Annotated in this window: 15 protein-coding genes; 8 read left to right on the forward strand and 7 right to left on the reverse strand. The window is 69.0% G+C overall.

Going from position 1 to position 19,062, the window contains the following annotated elements:
* Positions 1-2 precede the first annotated feature (2 nt).
* A complete protein-coding gene (locus VV02_RS05095; RefSeq protein WP_052590280.1) occupies positions 3-626 on the forward strand; it encodes a TetR/AcrR family transcriptional regulator in 624 nt (207 codons plus the stop codon).
* A gap of 2 nt (positions 627-628) precedes the next feature.
* On the forward strand, positions 629-2,185 hold the full coding sequence (locus VV02_RS05100) for a long-chain-fatty-acid--CoA ligase (RefSeq protein WP_218917350.1): 1,557 nt from the start codon (positions 629-631) through the stop codon (positions 2,183-2,185).
* Between the two features lie 72 nt (positions 2,186-2,257).
* Here VV02_RS05100 and VV02_RS05105 read toward each other — a convergent pair whose 3' ends face one another.
* Both VV02_RS05105 and VV02_RS05110 read right to left on the reverse strand, forming a co-directional pair.
* A complete protein-coding gene (locus tag VV02_RS05105; RefSeq protein ID WP_052590282.1) occupies positions 2,258-4,441 on the reverse strand; it encodes a serine/threonine-protein kinase in 2,184 nt (727 codons plus the stop codon).
* A 65-nt stretch (positions 4,442-4,506) separates the two neighbouring features.
* The gene (locus VV02_RS05110) at positions 4,507-5,622 is read right to left on the reverse strand and encodes a Gfo/Idh/MocA family protein (protein WP_052590283.1); all 1,116 of its coding nucleotides are present in this window, start codon (positions 5,620-5,622) and stop codon (positions 4,507-4,509) included.
* 137 nt (positions 5,623-5,759) lie between these two features.
* Between VV02_RS05110 and VV02_RS05115 the strand changes: the two genes are divergently transcribed.
* The 4 genes from VV02_RS05115 (at position 5,760) to VV02_RS05130 (ending at position 9,398) form a co-directional block, all read left to right on the forward strand.
* Positions 5,760-6,851: a DNA polymerase III subunit beta family protein gene (locus tag VV02_RS05115; protein ID WP_083450472.1), complete on the forward strand. Its 1,092-nt coding sequence runs from the start codon at positions 5,760-5,762 to the stop codon at positions 6,849-6,851.
* Positions 6,848-8,092, forward strand: coding sequence for an MFS transporter (locus VV02_RS05120; RefSeq protein ID WP_052590285.1), 1,245 nt, complete (start codon positions 6,848-6,850; stop codon positions 8,090-8,092). Before VV02_RS05115 ends, VV02_RS05120 begins: the two co-directional genes overlap by 4 nt.
* An 87-nt stretch (positions 8,093-8,179) precedes the next feature.
* Complete coding sequence (locus VV02_RS05125; protein WP_052590286.1) at positions 8,180-8,698, forward strand: VOC family protein; 519 nt, start codon at positions 8,180-8,182, stop codon at positions 8,696-8,698.
* Positions 8,699-8,735: 37 nt separating this feature from the next.
* Entirely contained in the window at positions 8,736-9,398 is a 663-nt protein-coding gene (locus VV02_RS05130; RefSeq protein WP_052590287.1) for a response regulator, read from the forward strand.
* Positions 9,399-9,776: 378 nt separating this feature from the next.
* Here the strand turns inward: VV02_RS05130 and VV02_RS05135 are convergent, their stop codons facing one another.
* The 4 genes from VV02_RS05135 to VV02_RS05150 are packed head-to-tail and all read right to left on the reverse strand — an operon-like array spanning position 9,777 to position 13,219.
* Entirely contained in the window at positions 9,777-11,147 is a 1,371-nt protein-coding gene (locus tag VV02_RS05135; protein WP_052590288.1) for a HAMP domain-containing sensor histidine kinase, read from the reverse strand.
* Positions 11,148-11,152: 5 nt separating this feature from the next.
* Positions 11,153-11,848: a response regulator transcription factor gene (locus tag VV02_RS05140; protein ID WP_052590289.1), complete on the reverse strand. Its 696-nt coding sequence runs from the start codon at positions 11,846-11,848 to the stop codon at positions 11,153-11,155.
* A gap of 4 nt (positions 11,849-11,852) precedes the next feature.
* Positions 11,853-12,569: a phosphatase PAP2 family protein gene (locus tag VV02_RS05145; RefSeq protein WP_083449921.1), complete on the reverse strand. Its 717-nt coding sequence runs from the start codon at positions 12,567-12,569 to the stop codon at positions 11,853-11,855.
* Positions 12,566-13,219, reverse strand: coding sequence for a M15 family metallopeptidase (locus VV02_RS05150; protein ID WP_083449922.1), 654 nt, complete (start codon positions 13,217-13,219; stop codon positions 12,566-12,568). The genes VV02_RS05145 and VV02_RS05150 overlap by 4 nt, the downstream gene beginning before the upstream one ends.
* 532 nt (positions 13,220-13,751) lie before the next feature.
* On the opposite strand from VV02_RS05150, the gene VV02_RS05155 reads away from it, so the two are divergent.
* Together VV02_RS05155 and VV02_RS05160 are read left to right on the forward strand one after the other, a co-directional pair.
* A complete protein-coding gene (locus tag VV02_RS05155) occupies positions 13,752-14,930 on the forward strand; it encodes a DUF418 domain-containing protein (RefSeq protein WP_052590292.1) in 1,179 nt (392 codons plus the stop codon).
* Positions 14,927-15,943 (forward strand): sensor histidine kinase, encoded by a 1,017-nt coding sequence (locus tag VV02_RS05160; protein WP_052590293.1) that lies wholly within the window; start codon positions 14,927-14,929, stop codon positions 15,941-15,943. Before VV02_RS05155 ends, VV02_RS05160 begins: the two co-directional genes overlap by 4 nt.
* A gap of 16 nt (positions 15,944-15,959) precedes the next feature.
* On the opposite strand, the gene VV02_RS05165 is transcribed toward VV02_RS05160, so the two are convergent.
* Positions 15,960-19,052, reverse strand: a complete 3,093-nt coding sequence (locus VV02_RS05165; protein WP_052590294.1) for an alpha-N-acetylglucosaminidase — start codon at positions 19,050-19,052, stop codon at positions 15,960-15,962.
* Positions 19,053-19,062 lie beyond the last annotated feature (10 nt).

The following is a 19,062-nucleotide window of genomic DNA, read 5'->3' on the forward strand; positions in this document are numbered from 1 at the left end:
CCATGACCTCCTCGACCAGAGTCACGAAGACGCGCGAGCCGCAGCAGGATCGCAGCCGCGCGACGCAGCAGCGCCTGCTCGAGACCGCGGTCGAGTGCCTGGCCGAGCTGGGCTGGGCGGCGACAAGCGTCGGGCTGGTCGCCGAGCGGGCCGGGGTGTCGCGCGGCGCGGCACAGCACCACTTCCCGACGCGGGAGGCGCTGTTCATGGCGGCCGTCGACCACATGGGTGAGCAGCGCGGTCAGGAGTTGCGGGGCCAGGCGGCCGAGCTACCGGACGGGCCCGATCGCACGCTGGCCGTCCTCGAGCTGATCAGCGGGTTCTACATCGGGCCGCTGTTCCGCGCCGCTCTTCAGGTCTGGGTGACGGCGTCCTCAGACGAGGCCTTGCGAGCCAAGGTGATCCCGCTCGAGGCGCGGTTCGGCCGCGAGGTGCACGCCGCCACGGTTGAACTGCTGGGACTCGATGAGTCCGTCGAGGGCGTACGCGAGACCGTGATGGCGACCCTCGACCTGGTGCGCGGCCTCGCCCTCGCCGACATCCTGACCGACGACTCACGCCGCCGCACCCAGGTGCTGCGGCAGTGGGCCTCCGTGCTCGACCAGACCCTTGAGATGGGAGTCTGAACGTGACCACCGACCGTCTGATCACCGACAAGCTCGAGCACTGGGCGCAGACGCAACCCGATGCGCCGGCCATCGACTTCCAGGACCAGGCGCTGACCTGGGCTGAGTTCCGCGATCGGGTGCATCAGGTCAGCGGAGGTCTGCTGGCGCTCGGCGTCTCAGGGGGCGACCGCGTCGCGACCTTCGACAAGAACCACCTCGCCGGCATCGAGGTCAGCCTCGGCGCCTCGGCCATCGGAGCCGCCCACGCGATCCTCAACTGGCGACTCATCGGCGACCAGCTCGCGTACGTCCTCAAGGACTCCGCACCCACGGTCGTCTTCGTGGGTGCCGAGCTGCTGCCGGCGTACGACGCGATCAAGGACCAGCTCACCGGCGTACAACGTGTGATCGTCGTGGGTGGCGACGCGGACGGTTATGAGCCGTGGCTGGCGCGCGCCGAGCCGGTCGAGCCGCTGCGTGAGGTCAAGGCTGATGAGACGGCGTTGATCATGTATTCGTCTGGTACGACTGGGTTCCCGAAGGGTGTCGAGCTCACTCACCGCAACCTGAACACTCACAGCGCCCTCTCCCAGGGCGAGCTCGACGCGGCCCCGGACTCCGTCTCCCTGGTGGCCATGCCGCTGTTTCACGTTGGCGGCACCTGCTATGCGCTGGGTCGCATCGCGCGCGGCTCCCACCTGATTCTTATCCGCGAGGTCGACCCGGCACTCCTGCTGGCGGCGATGGGCCAGGGCGTGACGCACATCTTTCTGGTGCCTGCGGTCGTCGGCATGGTTCTCGCAGCAGGCGACGGCGCGATCGCGTTGTTCGCGGGGCTGGACGAGCTCATCTACGGCGCATCGCCGATGCCGTTGCCGATGCTGCGGCGAGCCCTCGAGGTCTGGCCTGACGTCGACCTGGTCCAGGTCTACGGGATGACGGAGTTCGCGGGTGTGATCTCGAGGCTGACCCCGGAGGCGCATCGGGACACCGAGCACCCGGAGCGGCTGACCTCGGCCGGCCAGGCGATTCCCGGCGCCGAGATGCGCATCGTCGATCCGGCGACCCTGGAGGACGTCGAGCCCGGGCAGGTCGGTGAGGTGTGGTTCCGCACCGCACAGACGATGAAGGGCTACCTCGGCAACCCGGATGCGACCGCAGAGGCCAAGACCAGCGACGGCTGGATGCGCACCGGCGACCTCGGCCACGCCGACGAGGACGGCTTCGTCTTCATCGTGGATCGCATCAAGGACATGATCATCAGCGGCGGCGAGAACATCTACGCGCCCGAGGTCGAGAACGTCCTGGCCGCTCACCCGGCGGTGGCCGAGGCGGTGATCATCGGCGTACCCGACGAGAAGTGGGGCGAGGTCGTCAAGGCCGTCGTGGCGCTGGCGCCGGACCAGAGCCTGACCGCCGAGGAGCTGATCGCCTACAGCCGCGAACGGCTGGCGCACTACAAGTGCCCGCGCAGCGTCGACTTCATGGAGGCGCTGCCCCGCAACCCGTCGGGCAAGGTGCTCAAGCGCGACCTGCGCAAACCGCACTGGGACGGTCGCGACCGCACGGTCATCTAGCCCCACAACACAAATTGACTGGAGTAACACTTCATGCCTGTTACTCCAGTCAATTTGTGCTGGAGGGTGGCGTCAGTTGGCCGGCAGGGCACGACCGCCGGGTGACTGCGTGGCCACCAGTTGGGACCCTCTCAGCACCACCCGCCAGATCTCCTGACGGCTGACATCGGCGCACGGCGCGGAACGCTTGCCGATGCTGACGGTCACGGTCCCCGCGCTGATCGTGGGCTGGCCGATCTCGCTTCCGCAGTTGTCGGTGGCGGCCAGCTGGGCAGGGTTGGTGATCTGCACGGCCGTACGTTTTTGCGGATCCCAGACCCACACGTGCAGGCTTCTGAACCAGTCGTTCTGCGTCGTGCCTGGCTGACCGAGCGGTGAGCGCATGACCCGCAGGCCCGTTACGGCGTCGAGGTAGCCATCACCGTTGAGGTCGCTGTAAACCGGAGTGGTGGCCGGATCGGGGATCCAGGTGTACTCGACGCCTTGGTCCGGCACCGGCAACGTGTACATACCGCGGGTCAGTCGCACCGTGCCGCCCGGCGCGAGCCCTTGGCCGCGCCACGTCGCGCTGCCGAAGTTGAACCGCTTGATCGAGTCGGTCGGCTGGCTGGGTGCGGTGGCGGTCGGGGAGCTCGTGCTGCTTGCGGAGGGCGAGCCGCTCCGCAGCGGCGCCGATGCGCCGGTGTCGAGGCGGGTCACGCCGAACGAGGCAACCGCGGCCTTGGCGGGTGCGACGCGGACCGGGTGGCCGGTGTATCCGGGCCAGCGCGTGCCCGTGATCGCGGTCGGCAGCTTGGCTTCGGCGGCCTGCGCGAGAGGGTTGCCGCAGTTGCACTTCACCCGTGGCACACCGCGGTCATCGACGAGCACTGCGGTGCCGGCCTGCAGCACCGCGGGATAGGTGACGGCCTTGCCGTGCTTGTAGTCGGAGTTGGTGACCAAGGTGTCAGACCGCAAGATCACGGGTGTCAGTCGAGCGACGGTCTGCGGGATCTTGGCCACGGTCGTGTCGAGCAGGCCGGCCCACACCTTGGCGCGAGCCGGGTCCTTGGTGATCATCGCGACCAGGCGAGCGGTGTCGCACGGCGGCTGGGCACCGTCGAGGACTCCGTACAGACCGGCGGTGTCCCCGCCGACCGAGCCGACCGCTGCCGGTGTCGTCGCGCCGCCCGCTGTCGTTGCGCCGCCCGGCGTACTGGTTGAGGGGGTTCCGTCGCGGCGTAGGTAGGGCTGGGCGAGGGTGTCGGAGGGTTTCTGGTTCACGGTGGTGTCGGTGAACGGGTTGCCCGTGGTGCGATCGGCTGGCAGCAGCACCACCGACTCAGGTGCGTCATCGGACAGCACTCTCACACCGATGGTCGTGCCCACCCCGATGACCGCCAGGACCGCGAGCACGGCCGCGGTCCACTGCAGCGCTCCCCAACGCCGTGGCGTGGTTCCGTCCGCGGGTACGGCCGCGCGTAGCTGCCGGGCCAGCTCACCGGTCTGCGCGGGCCGCTTCGCCGGGTCCTTGTCGAACCCCCCACGCAGCACCGCGTTCACCTGCGGGGTGACCGGGCTCGGCAACGGCGCCGGGTAGTCGTGCAGCTGAGCCGCGACGATCGCATCCCGACCCTGGTGCGGCACCGCCGGTGTGCCGGCGAGCATCTCGTACGCCACACACGCCAACGCGTACGTGTCCGCCGCCGCGGTGGCCGGCTGATCACTGAAACGCTCCGGCGCCATGTACCGCCAGGACCCGATCACCGCCGCCGACTCGGTCAGCCGCGTCTCATCGGCGCGGGAGGCGATGCCGAAGTCAGCCAGGTAGCAGAAGTCGTCATCGGTGACCAGGATGTTCTCCGGCTTCACATCCCGGTGCGTCAGGCCCGCCCGGTGCGCCGCGTCCAGGGCGCCGGCGATCTGTTCCACGATGTGCACAGTCCGCTTCAGGGAGAACGGGCCGGCCTTGGCCAGCACCTTGGACAGGTCGGTGCCGGTGACCAACGGCATCTCGATGAACAGCACACCCTCGATCTGCCCGAACGTGTGGATCGGCACGATGTGCGGGTGCGCAACGGACGCGGCCGTACGCGCTTCACGTTCGAATCGTGTTCGGTACGAAGGGTCTTCACCCAACCGCGTCGGCAACAGCTTGATCGCTACGGTGCGGTCCTTCTCGGTGTCCCAGGCCCGGTAGACCTCACCCATCCCACCGCGGCCCAGCAACGCTTGCAGCTCATAGATCCCGAACCGAGACCCCACCCGATCCGACATCCCGCGCCTCCCCGACCGGCCATCCACCGCGCCGGACACTATCGGACCGGCGCGGCACCGTGGGGTTACCGACGAACGTGACCGACCGCCGGTCGTACGCGGCTGGCCGCCGGGCGTACGAGATCGGTCGCCGGGCGTACGAGATCGATCGCCTCGTGCACGGCGACGGCGTCGGCGAAGGTGGGCGCCGTCGTACGACCAGTGGTCAGGTCCTCGGCGATCGCGCGATAGAGGGCGGCCACGTTGCGCGCCGCGACCGACAGCTCGGTGGTCTCAGGCGCGCGGGCGGTCCGGCCCTCGCGAGTGATGAGCTCGGCGTGGAACGGCGCCATCTGCGGCTGACGCATCCGGGCCTCTTCGACGTCCGCGGACCAGAGATGGAGCGTGCCGTCGGTGCCGGTCAGCCAGATGTCGGTGCCCGCCGCGGGGTCGCCGTCGAAGACTGTGGCCGCGCCGAGACCGTGCGACCCGAGGGTGAGCTGTGCGGTGAAGACGTCGGGTGCGGTCGCGATGAGCGGCTGGTCGGTCGTCACGTTGTGCAGCTCGGTGCGGACCAGGTCGGTCGTGCCGGACGTGACGGCGAGGTCGGGTACGACGTGGTGCAGCAGATCGAGCAGGTGCCCGCCGTGGATCTCGACGTTGCCGGCGCCGGTGCGGACGTCGACGGTGTACGCGTTGGGCTGGTCGATGCGCCCGCCCTTGGCCCGCGACGACCGGACCGACAGGCCGATCAAGGTGCCGAGGGTGCCGTCGGCGACGAGCGTGCGAGCCCAGCCGACGGCGGGGTCCATCCGCGCCTGCAGACCGACGAACCCGCGTACGCCGGCACGGGCGGCCGCATCCGTCATCAGGCGGGCCTCCTCGGTCGTCAGTCCCAGGGGCCACTCCGAGAAGACGTGCTTGCCTGCGGCGACGGCCTGCTCGACCAGCTCGCGGTGGGCGGGGACCTTGACCGAGATGACCACGAGGTCGACCTCGTCGAAAGCCGCCAGGTCACTCGCCGACGTGAACGGTCGGGCTCCGGTCCTGCGGGCGGCCTCCTGCGCCGACTCCTCGCGGGTCGTCGAGACGGCCGCGATGCGCAGCTGAGGGACCGTCGCGATCGCCGGGACATGGGCGGTGAAGGCCCACCCGTGATCCACGCTCGCACCGACGATGCCCACACCGATTGACTCAGTCACGGCCTGCTCCTCGTTCGATGGTTGTCGAACTTTGACTGTAGCCAGGGTTCGATGAGTGTCAAACCTTGGGTCGGCCCAGCATGGTCAGGTGGGCCCGGAGTTGACCTTCGTCCTGCTTGAAGGTCAAGGCTGTCCTCATGGCCGGACCCGAACCTCTCCTCACGATCAGCTCGTTCGCGCGCCTCGTCGGGCTGAGCCCGAGTGCGCTGCGGTTCTACGACGACTGCGGGCTACTGCGTCCCACGGACGTCGATCCTCGGTCGGGCTACCGCTACTACACGGCTGAGCAGGAGCGGCGGGCCGTGCTGATCCGTCGGCTTCGACGAATCGATCTGCCGTTGCAGGAGATTCGCGCCGTTCTCGACGGACCGCGCGACGAGGGCGTGCGGGTGCTCCGGGCACACGTCGAGTCGAGCGCGCATCGAGCGGACCAGGCACGCGAGGTCGCTGACGACGTCATCGCGGCGTTGCCCGATGCCAACGGCGGGTCAACCGAGCCCACCACTCTCGTCATCGGCGGGCCGGAGCTGGCCAGTGCCGTACGCCAGGTGTCACCGGCCGTCGCCCGGGACGAGTCGATCGCGGCCTTGACCGGCGTGCTGCTGGACATCACCCCGGACGAGCTGGTCGTCGTGGCGACCGACCGCTACTGGATGGCGATGCGTACGCTCCCCGCGACCGAGCAGGGCGGGCCCGCGTGCCGGCTCCTCGTGCCGGCGGACGAGCTGGTCGGGCTGGCGTCCTGGGCCAGCCGGCACCATCGCGTCCGCCTCCGGGCAACGTCCGGCGCGGCCGAGCTGGAGGCTGACGGCGACGTCCGTGTCATCGCGGTCGTGAACGACGAGTTCCCCTCGTACCAGGCCATTCTCGCCGGTCTGCCCGAGCCGACCAGTCGCGCGATCGTGGACCGGCAGCGCCTGCTGGACGAGGTCCTCGCGGCCGAACCGGACGAGCCGCTCGTGCTGACCTCCGGACCCGACCACCTCGACCTGCGCGTCGACGGCGACCGGCACGGCGTACGCCTGACCGCCACCTGCTCGGGTGCGCCGATGGCCGTCGCGTTCCAGCCGGCGCTCCTGGCCGGCGCGCTCGCGACCAGTGTCGGACCGGACGTGCTGCTGGAGGCCTCTGCGACCGATCGTCCTGTCGTGGTGCGGTCCGCCGACCAGGGCTCCTTCACCACGCTGGTGATGCCGACCCGACGCGCCGACGAGGCGCAGGAGCAATGACCCAGGCTGCCGTCGCGCCCAGCGTGGAAGCGGTGCGCGCCGCGCTCCCGCGTTCATACATGGCGTGGACGTTGGCGGCCTCGGTCAGCACGCTCGGGTCGGCGGTACTGTCCTTCGGATCTGCCTGGTACGCCAGCGGATTCGGTGAAGGTACTGCGGGCCTCGTCGCCACGATGGTCATCGCGCCACGCGTCGTTCTACTGCTGGTCGGCGGAGCGGTGGCCGACCGTTGGGGGCCGCGTCGGGTCATGGTCGCCGGCGACGCGGTGATGTGCGCGGCCGCGCTCGCCGTTGCCCTCGCAGCAGCGATGGACGGCGTCACGGTCTCGCTGCTCGTGGCGATCGCCGCCATCAGCGGGATCGTCGACGCGTTCTATCTCCCTGCGGCAGGCGCCATGCCGCGACTCTTCGTCGCCGGCGGCGACATCTCCCGCGCGCTCGCGGTGCGTACCGGCCTCTCCCAGATCGCCTACCTCTCCGGACCGGCCCTGGGCGCCTTGGTGGTCGTCACCGTCGGACTTGCCGGCGCGGCCACGGCGGACGCGGTCACGTTCGGGCTCGTGCTCATCGTGCTGCTGGCGGTACGTCCGCCGCTGGAGTCCGCATCGAGCGCTTCAGAGGGAGGACATCTCCTCGGTGGCATCGCCAGCTCGCTACGCGCGATGTGGGCCGACCCGTTCCTGCGTCCTGTCCTCGGCTCGATGGGGTTGCTCGCGGGTGCCGTGCTCCCGATGTTCGGGCTGGGGGTGCCATTGCTGGTGCGCTACCGCGGCTGGGACGCCGCCGCCGCTGGCTGGATCGAGGGTGGCTGGTTCGTGGGCACGCTGTCAGTGACGGTGCTGATCGCGCGCGTGGGCGCTCATCGGCGGGCGGGACTGGTCGGCGCCGTGACGCCGCTCGTTGCCGCCATCGGGACAGCCATGATGTACGCCGGACGCTCACCTGCCGTCGTCGCAACCGGTGCCGTGGTGCTCGGCGTCGGGGTCGCCCTGTGCACCAGCCATCTCGGTCCGCTCTTCGTGACATCGAGCCCACGTGACCAGCTGTCCCGGTTTCAGTCGGTGTTCGTGCTCGTGCAGATGGTGCCGCTCCTCGTGTCCAACGGCGTATTCGCCTGGCTGGCAGGTCGATTCGGCGCACCAGTCATCTTCGTAGCGTCCAGTGGACTCACGGTCCTGACGAGTGGATGTCTCCTGCTGAGCCGGCCCGTGCGTACGGCCGCCTCGCCTGGCCGCGATTAGCGGACACAAGCTGTCCGCTCCCGTGTCTACCGTCGGAGGCACCGCCGCAGCAGCCGGGCGGACCGACGAGCACAGGAGCAGATCGCCATGCACGAGCGCCAGCCCGATGGATACACGACCGTCGCTCCGTGGGTGGTCACCGATGACACCGGGACGTGGCTGGACTTCGTGAGCGCCGCGTTCGATGGCAAGGAGCAGGGTCGGGTGCCGATGGACGACGGCTCGATCGGCCACGCGGAGATCCGCGTCGGTGACACGGTCGTCCTGGCCTTCGACCGTCGCGAGGGCTGGCCGGTGATGCCGTCGCTGCTGCGGATCTGGGTCGACGACGCCGACGAGACGATGCGCAACGCGGTCGAGGCAGGAGCAACGATCGTGACCGAGTCGCTCGACCAGGCGTTCGGGCAGCGTGGCGGGCGCGTACGAGACCCGTTCGGCAACATCTGGTGGGTGAGCTCGCAGGTCGAGGAGGTGCCGTTCGAGGAGGCCATGCGTCGTCTCGGCGAGCCGAGGTACCAGCAGGCGATGGACGTCGCGCAGAAGACCTTGGACGCCGAGCTGACGGGCGGGGCCGGCACGTCGGTGGGCATCGTTCAGGCGGACTGAGCCTCCGACGCGCACCCTCGCTGGATAGCCTGCGGGGGTGCGTGTCGTCATCGGGGAGGATCTGGCGCTGCTGCGCGACGGTTTGGTGCGCCTGCTGCAGGACCACGGGTTCGAGGTCGTCGCAGCGGTCGACAACGGTCCGCAGCTGCTGCGTGAGCTGGTCGGACAGCGTCCCGACGTCGCGATCGTCGACATCCGGCTACCTCCCACCCACACCGACGAGGGCCTGCGCGCGGCGCTGAGCGCGCGCGAGCAGGTGCCCGGTCTGCCGATCCTCGTGCTGTCGCAGTACGTCGAGCAGCTCTATGCCCGCGAGCTGCTCGCCGATGGCGCGGGCGGGGTCGGCTACCTCCTGAAGGAGCGAGTGACCGACGTCGTGGACTTCGTCGATGCCGTACGCCGGGTGGCCGGCGGAGGGACGGCGCTCGACCCGACTGTGGTCGCCAAGCTGATGGACGCCAAGCAGCGGCAGCTCCCTCTCGATCGGCTGAGTCCGCGCGAGCGCGAGGTGCTCGGGCTGGTTGCTCAGGGCCGGTCGAACGCCGCGATCGGCGAGACGCTGGTGATCACCGAGAAGGCCGTCGGCAAGCACACGAACAGCATCTTCACCAAGCTCGGACTGCACGTGACCGGTGACGACAACCGTCGCGTACTCGCCGTCCTCGCCTACCTCGAAGGCCGCGCCAGCACCGACGGTTGAGCCCACCCATCGCGGTCACCTGGTCTCGATACGGCTCGCCCTTGGGGGCTCGCCTACTCGACCGGCGGGAGGGGCGCGCTTCAGTGCCCCATGTGGTGAGGCGCAGGTTTTGGATGGGGTCCTGCGGAGACTGTGCACTGCCCCAGGTTGCGGGGCAGTGCACAGTCAGCGATGACACTCGTTTCCGATCGCTTGCCTCGTCTGGTGGGGCGGTTCCCCTCATTGAGCCGCACCTCGTTGGTTGAGCCGGGCGAGCGCCCTGGCGCGAGCCCGAGTCGAAACCCGGAGAGTCACAGGGAGACTCAGCGTTCGTGGTCACCTGGTCTCGATACGGCTCGCCCTTGGGGGCTCGCCTACTCGACCAACGAGTGGGGCGGCTCAGCCGGCGCGGAGGGGGAGGCGGACGGTGAAGGCGGTGCGTCCGTCCACGCTCTCGACGGCGACCGTGCCGTGGTGCAGCTGGACGTTCTCCTTGACCAGCGACAGCCCGAGTCCGCTGCCTCCCTGGTCCTCGGAGCGGGTGCGCGCGATCTCGCCCTTGTAGAAGCGGTTGAACAGCTGAGCCTGCACCTCCGCCGGGATCGCCGGCCCGGCGTTCTCGACCGTGATGGTGGCGTGCGTCGCATCACCCTGCAGACGCAGCACCACCGGCGGCTGCCCGTGCCTCACCGCGTTGCCCACCAGGTTGGCGACGACCAGCTCGATCCGCCGCGGGTCGACGTCGGCGTGGATCCGTCCCGGAGTGGCCGCGACCGAGACGTCGTTTTGCCACCCGCGGTGCCGAATTGTGTTGTGGCTCAACGCAACCAGGTCGGTCGGCTGCAGATGAAGGGCGGCCCGGCCACTGTCGTACCGAGACAGCTCGATCAGGTCGTCGACCAGACGAGCGAGGTTGCGGGACTCGGCGATGAGCAAACCGGCGGCGACCTGCGCGTCCGGGCTCATCGAGCCCTTCTCCTCCTCGAGGATCTCGCTCGCCGGCACGAGGGCGGCCAACGGCGTACGCAGCTCGTGCGAGACGTCGGCAGCGAACCGTTTGGACTGGTCGAGGCGGTTCTGGTGGGTGCGCATCATCTGGTTGAAGGTCGCGGTCAGCTCAGCCAGCTCCGGTACGCCTTGTTGCGGCAGTCGTACGGTCGTGTCGCCATTCGCAGCGCGCGCGGCAGCCTCATCGAGGCGACGTAGCGGACGGACGACCAAGCCCGCGAGCCAGGCGGCGAGCAGCGCGCTGAGGACGAGCGCGGCCAGGCTGACCAACGCGACCACCTTGACCGTGGACTTGATCGTGTCCGTGACCCCGAGCAACGGGCGGATCGAGTAGAGCTCGACGCGCTGTCCGGCACCACCGTCGCCCGGGGCGCCGCGGATCGTGATGACCGTGCCGAGCATGACCCGGTTCGGGCCCCACGGGAGCTTGCGGACCTTGAGCGGCGTGTCCCCGCCGGTCCTGAATGCCGGGTTGATGTCGGACTGCTTCGCCGTCCCCACGTTGACGACCCGGTCGCCCACGATGGCGGTGACGTCCCAGGGCAGGAGATCCCGCAGGTCGCTGATGTTGTTCGGACGTTCGCTCTGGACCTGCTGCGCCTCGCTGTGGAACTGCTCGGCAGCCTGGCTGCGGGTGACGGAGTAGATCCACGGCCCGACCGTGTAGATGAGAGCCGCGGACACTCCGCCGACGACCACCAGGACCACGCAGCTGAACGCGAGTGCCGCTCGAGTGCGGATCCCGGCGCGCCTGAAGGCCATTCAGCTCACCGGTGCCCGGTGAAGCGATACCCGAATCCGCGTACGGTCTCGATGAATTGGGCACGTTTGGGGTCGTCGTCGATCTTCGACCGCAGCCGCTGCATCGCGGTGTCGACTGCACGCGAGTCGCCACGGTGGTCACTGCCCCACACGATGCGGTACAGCTCGTCGCGGCTGTAGAGCCGGCCGGGGTGCTCGGCGAGCGCGATGAGCGTGCGCAGCTCGGTCGGGGTGAGTGCGACGAGCGCGTCGTCGAGGTACACCTGCATCGCCGCGTGGTCGATGCTGAGCCCGCCGAACGTCACCGTCTCGGCATGGACGGTCTCGGTGACGACGGGAGGCCGCGTACGCCTCAGCACCGCCTTGATTCGCGCGTCCAGGACGCGTGGGGTGACCGGTTTGACGACGTAGTCGTCGGCGCCGGCCTCGAGACTGGCGACGATGTCGGCGTCGTCCGAGCGCGCAGTCAGCACGACGATCGGGAACGTCGGCTCGCTCGCGCGGACCTGCCGGCACACGTCGTACCCATCGACGCCCGGCAGGCCCAGGTCGAGGACGATCACCTCGTTGCGCGCGAGGAGAGGAGCGAGATCACCGCGGCCGTCGGGGACGTGCTCGACGGTGTGTCCGAGGCGCCGCAGCCCGAGCCCCACAGCAGCCGCCACCGAGGTGTCGTCCTCGATCAGCAGTACGTCTGCCATGCGTTCAGTCCCTTGCTGCTACCTCGAACTGGCGACGGACGGGCGCGCTCCGCTCGCGTTGCGGTCTTGCTGACCGTCCAGCTGCGCGAACGCCCGCGAGCGTCAGGCATGTTACCCCGGCCCCCAGCAGCAGGGCCGCGACCGCGTCGCTGGGTCGGTGCCATCCCATGATGACCACCAGAACCCCGACAAAGGCGGCGACACCCCACGCGCAGGCGGCCAACACCTGCTGCCATGGCCGCCAAGCCACGCAAGTCAGGCCAGTCGCGAGCGCGGCGTACGCGGCCGTCGTGCCACTCGGAAAGGAGTTGTGCGTGGCGATGTCGTTCAGGACGGGGCGGTCGACGTGCGCCTTGACCAGCTCCGCCACGACCGGGACCGTGACCATCGCGCCGAGCGCGCCGAGCAGCCGAGCACCTCGCTGCGCACCCGTCATCCCGATGGCGACGACCACGGCGAGGGAGGCCACCGCGATCGGGACAGGGCGTCCGACGAGCCGCTCAATCGAGTGGATGACAGTGGGTGAGTTGTACGCCTGCAGGTCGACCATCATGCTGTGGTCGGCACTCTGACCGGCCGCGGTGTTGACGGCCCACCAGAAGAGCATCAGCAAGGCGGCGAAGGCGCAGGCGGCGCCGACGACGTAGCCGGCGACATTCGTACGATCGGGCCGAGTGTTGTTGTATGGCAAGGTCATTCGTTCTGACGTGTGGCTGCTCATCCGGTCGCTCCTGACTTCATCTCTGGGCACTGGCCGTCCTCAGCGATCAGCTCGAAGTGCCAGATCTCGTTGGCGTACGCGCGGCACAGGCCGTATTCGGCGCCGTTCTTCATCAGCCACTTGTCGGCTGCGGTCGGTCCGATGTCGACGGCGTCCCCGGTGACGTGCGAGGACTTGTCCGGAGTCGCGACGTACTTCTCTGCGTAGGCCGGCCCGTGATCGCGGACGGCCTCGGCGTACAACCGCTTCTGGTACGCCACCGTGCGCCACCCGGAGGTCAGCCACATGGCGATGCCGTCCCTGGCCATGCCGCTCTCGGCTCGGTTGACGGCCTTGCGGAGGTCCGGGTCGAGCTTGGTCACGCCGGGCAGGTCGGAGTCGATGTCGGCTCGGTGGCCAGGGAAGTCACCGGCCCTCGTCCCGTACGCCGCGCCGTTCGACCCTGTGGTGGTGTGCGGTGCGGGCTCGTCGCTGTCGGGCGGGTTGTCACTCGTCATGATGCGGAGGCCTTGGGCCCCCGTGCGGTCCGACGACGGGTCCGTCTGTCCTTCGCGTGGCATCAGTGCTCCCCCGAGTAGAACGGCGACCACCACGAGTCCTGGAGCGACCAGCCAGAGCGGCCGCATTCGGTGTGTGCGTGCGTTGTTCATGGCTTCACGCTCTAGGGCGTGTGCCGCAGTACGTCCGCAACGGAGCCACGGCTGCGCCACAGCATTGTCACCGTTGTGTCACAGCCCACCGCTGGTCGAGTAGCCGGAGCGCTAGCGGAGGCGTATCGAGACCCGGTGCGTTGCAGGGAGACCTGGCCCGCGCGGCTGCGGAGGTTTCGAATCGGTACACGATGAGTGACTGCTCACTGCGCACGAACGGCTCCCGACGAGGCGACGTACGAGCCGATTGGGCGCACTCGCCCCGACGGAACCCCGCCGGTCGAGTAGCCGGAGCGTTAGCGGAGGCGTATCGAGACCCGGTGCACGCGGTCACCTGGTCTCGATACGGCTCTGGTCTCGATACGGCTCGTTCCTCGCCTACTCGACCCTCGCCTACTCGACCGGCGGTGTCGCCCTGGGGCGCTCGGCTACTCGACCGGCGGGTGGCGGGTGGGTAGGGGGCTTAGGCCCCCTGTGCAAGATGCGGTCCAGCCCCCTCGTGACACCGGCCGCTGCGGCCGAGGCTGGATACATGACCACAACAACCGCCCCCGTACAGCGCGGACCGGTACTCCGGACCGAGCGCTCCCTCGCCCCCGACCTCACCCGCGGCGCGATGCTGCTGTTCATCGCGCTCGCCAACGCCGCCAACTGCGCCTTCGCCAGTCAGCCGGGAATTGACCCCACACCGCACGGCTTCCAGCGGGTCATCAACTTCCTCATGGTGACGCTCGTCGACAGCCGCGCCTACCCGGTCTTCGCCGTGATGTTCGGCTACGGCTTGATCCAGATCGCTCGCCGACAGGAAGCCGCCGGCACAGATGCACGTCGAGTCCTGTTGCGGCGCAACGGTTTCCTCGTCGCTTTCGGCCTCGTCCACGCGACTCTCCTCTACTTCGGAGACTTCCTCGGCGCGTACGGCATCGTCGGCATCCTCGCGACACTGCTCCTGGTGCGACGCAGCGACAAGTTCCACCGAATCTCCGTGGCGCTGTGGGGAATCCAGCTGGTGTACGTCGTCCTGACGGCTCTCCCCGTGCTCAGCAACACGCCGGGCAACGCCACGATCACCAACACGACGAACAACTCACTGGCCAACAGCTCCTACATCGGCTCGATGATGGACCGCATCGCCGAGTGGCCCATGCACACCGTCACGGTCATCCCGATCATCGTCATCGTCTGGTCGGGGATGTGGGCCGCTCGCAAGGGCATCCTGGAGAACCCCGCCGCGCACACCCGCCTGCTGAAGGGTGTCGCAGCAGTCGGACTCAGCGTCACCGTCCTCAGTGCTCTTCCGTACGCCGCAGTCGCCGGTGGCTGGCTGCACGTCGACGCCGCGAGCGTGGACGCGATGGCTCAGCTGCACGCCGTCGGCGGTCAGTTCGGTGGCCCCGGCTACGTCGCACTGATCACCCTCATCGCCCTGCGAATCAGCAACAACCGCAAGCCGAACGAGTTCGTCCGCTCGGTGTCCGCGCTCGGCCAGCGGTCGATGACCGGCTACCTGTTCCAGTCCGTCTGCTGGGTGCTGATCTTCGCGCCGTTCGCTCTCGACCTGGGCGGCTCGACCGAGATCGCGGTGCTGGCAGCCGTGGGAGTCTGGGCCCTGTCCCTCGTCGGCGCGAGGGCCATGGACCGGTCCGGCTACCGTGGACCGGCTGAGATGGCCCTGCGCCGCCTGGTCTACAAGCCCCAAGGACAGCGATGAACCTGCACGACCTGCTGCGGCGCCCACCCGTCGTCACCCTCATCGGGGTGGCGGTCGGGCTGGGCGCCGCGGCGTGGGTCGCCTGGGCCGCAATTGGTACGGACCACTACTTCTGGCCGCGCTGGGTATGGCTCGGGCTCGGCGTCATCCTCGCGATCATCTTCGTGATCAACCGGGTGCTGCGGACGCCGGCCGGGCCGCGCCGCTGGTGGATCCTGGATGTCGGCCTCTGCTCGATCCTGACGGCCACGGACATCGTCGCCTGGGCCTTTTCCGGTGGTGGGCTGTTCTGGCCGATCTGGTCGATGGCTGGAATGGCCGTTCTGCTGCTGATCCACCGCAGGATCTTGCGCAAGCTCCCGGAGCAGAGTGCTCGGGCGCTCGCGGACCGGGTCGACACCCTCGCCCGCACCCGCACCGGCGCCCTCGAGGGCCAGGCGGCCGAGCTCAAACGGGTCGAGCGCGACCTGCACGACGGCGTACAGGCCCGGATGGTGTCGCTCGGGATGAACCTCGGCCAGGCCGAGTCGCTCATCACCGTCAACCCTGCGCGGGCCGCGGAGCTACTGGCCGAGGCTCGTGCGACGGCTGTCGGCGCGCTCAACGACCTGCGGTCGGTCATGCACAGCATCCACCCGCCGGTCCTGGCCGACCGCGGTCTCGCCGACGCGATCCGCGCACTCGCCCTGGACCTGTCTGTCCCGGTCGAGGTGACCGGCAGCCTCCCCGACGGCCTCGCGCCGGCGACGGAGACGGCCGCGTACTTCGCCACGGCCGAGTCCCTCGCCAACGTCGTGAAGCACAGCCAGGCGTCGCAGGCCGAGGTGAGGTTGTCGTACGACGACACTCACCTGACCATCGTCGTCACCGATGACGGCATCGGGGGAGCGGACCTCGCCAATGGAACGGGGATGCGCGGAATCGCTTCTCGTCTCGAAGGATTCGACGGATCGTTCGCGATCGACAGCCCGACCGGCGGCCCGACGAACGCGACGATCACGATCCCGATGTGAACGGGTCAGGCACGGGTCAACCGACGACACTCCAGCCGCTGAAGGTCGCCGTCACGCGGTCGGTGGCACCGGAGTTCGCGGCCGAGGAGAAGACGCCTGCGTCGGCGTCCGCGCCGACTCCACCCGGAGTCGCGGTGCCGACCGTCTGCCAGGTCTGCCCATCCGTACTGCACTCACCGACGTAGGTCGCGCCCTTCCGAGTGAGGCGGAGCCAGACGGGCGCTGACACGCCGGTCACCTGCCGGAAGGTGTTCAGGGTGCCGGTCGCACCACTGCCCCAGGACAGGACACATCCGTTGGCGGGAGTCACGGCGAGATCCACCAGGCCCGGCGACTGTGCTGTGGACAGGTCGCCGGCGATGACGATGCCGCTGCGTGCCCACGGTCGCGCAGCGGCAGACTGTTGCGAGTCGACTCGCACAGCGACGGCCGATCCGTCGTGCACGACGCCACGCTGATACGCCGATCCGTACTGCAGCGTGCTGCCCCACATGTCGGCGCCAGATGCGCTGATACCCAAGGCATCTCCGGCTTGGACCATGGTTGCGTCGGTGCTCTTGGCGGTGGCCCACGGCGCTTGGGGCGAGCTACCTGCGAGCAGGTCGACGGTGGCACTCAGCGGTTGGCTGCCGGCCGCCGCGGACAACGTGACAGGCGCTCGAACGCCGGTGAGGGCGTCCGGGTCGGAGATCGAGACCGACCACGTCACGGTGGCGCTCGTGCCTGGCTCAAGCTCGCCGACAGACGTCGGACTCGTGGCCTTCGCGCTGAGGCCGGTCGGAAGTCGAAGGGTGGCCTCCCCGACGCGCTGCGCCCGTAAACCGTTGGCGTTGTTGAAGGTTGCGGTCACGGTGACCGAAGCGCCGGGCGCCACGGTCGGTGAGCTCGCGCTGAGTGCCGCTGTGGTCGTGTAGGGGTCTGACCTCAGCGACGACAGGGCGGTGGCGGCGACCTTGCGGATGTCGCCGGTCGGTGTGGTCGGGAAGCGATGCGGCGCCTTGGTCCACGCGTCGCCGATGGCGTACCAGTCGATGGCAGCCGGCGGCTTGCCGGTGCTCAGCGAGGTCTGCAGGGAGCTGAAGTACGTGCGCCACCGTGGCGCGTAGTAGGTGCTGATCAGGCCCTGCAGCTCACGGTTCGCGTAGTCGCCCAGTCCGGCGTCGAAGCCCGCACGGTTGCCCCAGACAGTGATGATGCTGAGGAAGTCCTGCCGCAATGTGGCGGACTCAGCGGGCGTCGAGCCGGCGTCCTCCGCCGCCTTCACATGCGTGCCGAGGAGGAAGTCGGGGCTGGTGCCGGTCACCTGGTCGAGCAGACCGAGTGTGCTCATCCAGCGAGTTGTCAGTGCGTTGAACGTCTTGGAGTCGCGCTGGTCGTACGCCTTCTTGATCTGCGGCAGCAGGACCCGGCCACGGTTGTCCAGGGCCTGTCGGGTGAGATCCGTGAGGTCGTACTCGTACGCCTTGGGCTGGGTCGCCGACGGCGCGGCGGCCAGCAGCTGGGGCAACGATCGCTCGAAAGCGGCTCCGTCATAACGCATTCGGCCGGGCGACCACGACGCGGCGGTGTTGGCGGTCAGGCTGGGCTGCGCGTTGAAGATGCTGTCCTGAGACTCACTCCAGTCGTCGGCCGGAGTGGAGTAGGCAGTCTTGCTCAAGGTGACCCACGCCGACGCTGCCGCGCTCGTGCCGTACCTGCCGAGGGCGTACGACTTGAGCCACGTGGTGAGGTCGAACTTCGTTGGCTGCCAAGCCAGCTCGGCCAACAGCTCGAACGCGACCGGGTTGCTGTCGAAGCCCTCCGGCATGACGGCAATGCCATCCATCTGCGATCCCGGTCGAGCGAGCTGGGTGTAGTAGCGGTCCAGCCACACCTGCATGTTGGCGCCCATCGTGGTGTGACCGCCGAAGTTGTAGATCGACCCGAAGGCGTACGGCGCGCCCGGCCAGGCGGTGTCACGGTCCCACGTGGAGTAGCGGTCGGAGAGCCCGTCGACGATCAGCATCCGCGACTTGTCCTTGATGCCGGCCTGCAGCGCTGCGCTCGGGTTGGACTGCCAGCCGAGCAGCACCCACGTCGCGGTCGGATGAGCCTGCCGCAGCGCCGTTTCGATCGCGGTGGCTGCTGCGGTGACGTTGACGTCGCCGGGCTTGCCGCCCTCGTGGAGCGGGTCCATCTTGTAGCCGGTCGAGGCGCCGTACACCTCTGTAGAGATGCGGTAGAAGTCTGCGGCGACCTTGGCGAACACCAGGTTGGTCGGGTCCAGCCAGCCGGGGCGCTGATAGCCCACCCAGTCGCCCTGCGGCACGACCTTGGACGACGGGTTGCGGTCCTGGAAGTCGATCGGGACCGTCCCGAAATAGCCGGGCAGCACGGGAGTCATGCCCAGCTGGTGCAGCCGATCGGTGATCTGTCGACCGACCTTGGCGCGACCGTCGATCTGCGCCTGGCTGAGTGGCTTCTGGTCGGAGGACATGTTCTGCAGCAGCCACCACGGCTGATGCGCCGGCTGCGGGATCCAGGCCCGCATCTCGGCCGCGCTGTAGCCGTACTTCTGGAACAGCTGCGCGTAGACCGACTCCATGCCGGTCGAGATGAACACCTGATTGATGCCGTGCAGGGCCAGCAGGTCGATGCGCTGCTGCCAGCCGGCCCAGCTCATGTTGGGGTCGGTGTAGCCGTCGTGGGTGTCGTTCAGCGCGAACCGGTTGCGGGCGTTCGCCTGCTGTCGGATCGGTGCGCCCGGCGCCGGCATGACATGGGGGACGCGGGGGTGCAGGTTGCCCAGGTTGACGTCGGCGTGGACGACGTATTTGAGGTACCAGCCGGCTCCCATGAGTGCGGCGCTGGAGGAGTTGGCCGAGACGGTGACCCGACCGTGCCGGCCGCCGATGGTGAACGCTTCGGGCCGATCGTCCGGACGCACCAGGAAGACGACCTGGGCCGCTGCGGGCTTGCCGATGGTGCGCTGCAGCACGGCGCTCGCGGCCCGCTCGGCGGCGCTGGTGCCGCCGGCCGGTGACGCTGCGGCACGAGCCCCGGACATAGGCAGGAGCATCGCACCCAGAAGTGCGAACACCGTGAGGAGCCAGCCGAGGCGCGATGACATGGGCTGGGTT

The organism is Luteipulveratus mongoliensis (genome assembly GCF_001190945.1).
GTDB lineage: Bacteria > Actinomycetota > Actinomycetes > Actinomycetales > Dermatophilaceae > Luteipulveratus > Luteipulveratus mongoliensis.

Bases quoted from the DNA above. Each gene is read 5' to 3' on its own strand.
- VV02_RS05095 (WP_052590280.1), top strand. From the start codon at position 3: ATGACCTCCTCGACCAGAGTCACGAAGACGCGCGAGCCGCAGCAGGAT.
- VV02_RS05105 (WP_052590282.1), bottom strand. From the start codon at position 4,441: ATGTCGGATCGGGTGGGGTCTCGGTTCGGGATCTATGAGCTGCAAGCG.
- VV02_RS05115 (WP_083450472.1), top strand. From the start codon at position 5,760: ATGGCCGGACCCGAACCTCTCCTCACGATCAGCTCGTTCGCGCGCCTC.
- VV02_RS05120 (WP_052590285.1), top strand. From the start codon at position 6,848: ATGACCCAGGCTGCCGTCGCGCCCAGCGTGGAAGCGGTGCGCGCCGCG.
- VV02_RS05125 (WP_052590286.1), top strand. From the start codon at position 8,180: ATGCACGAGCGCCAGCCCGATGGATACACGACCGTCGCTCCGTGGGTG.
- VV02_RS05135 (WP_052590288.1), bottom strand. From the start codon at position 11,147: ATGGCCTTCAGGCGCGCCGGGATCCGCACTCGAGCGGCACTCGCGTTC.
- VV02_RS05140 (WP_052590289.1), bottom strand. From the start codon at position 11,848: ATGGCAGACGTACTGCTGATCGAGGACGACACCTCGGTGGCGGCTGCT.
- VV02_RS05145 (WP_083449921.1), bottom strand. From the start codon at position 12,569: ATGAGCAGCCACACGTCAGAACGAATGACCTTGCCATACAACAACACT.
- VV02_RS05150 (WP_083449922.1), bottom strand. From the start codon at position 13,219: ATGAACAACGCACGCACACACCGAATGCGGCCGCTCTGGCTGGTCGCT.
- VV02_RS05155 (WP_052590292.1), top strand. From the start codon at position 13,752: ATGACCACAACAACCGCCCCCGTACAGCGCGGACCGGTACTCCGGACC.
- VV02_RS05160 (WP_052590293.1), top strand. From the start codon at position 14,927: ATGAACCTGCACGACCTGCTGCGGCGCCCACCCGTCGTCACCCTCATC.
- VV02_RS05165 (WP_052590294.1), bottom strand. From the start codon at position 19,052: ATGTCATCGCGCCTCGGCTGGCTCCTCACGGTGTTCGCACTTCTGGGT.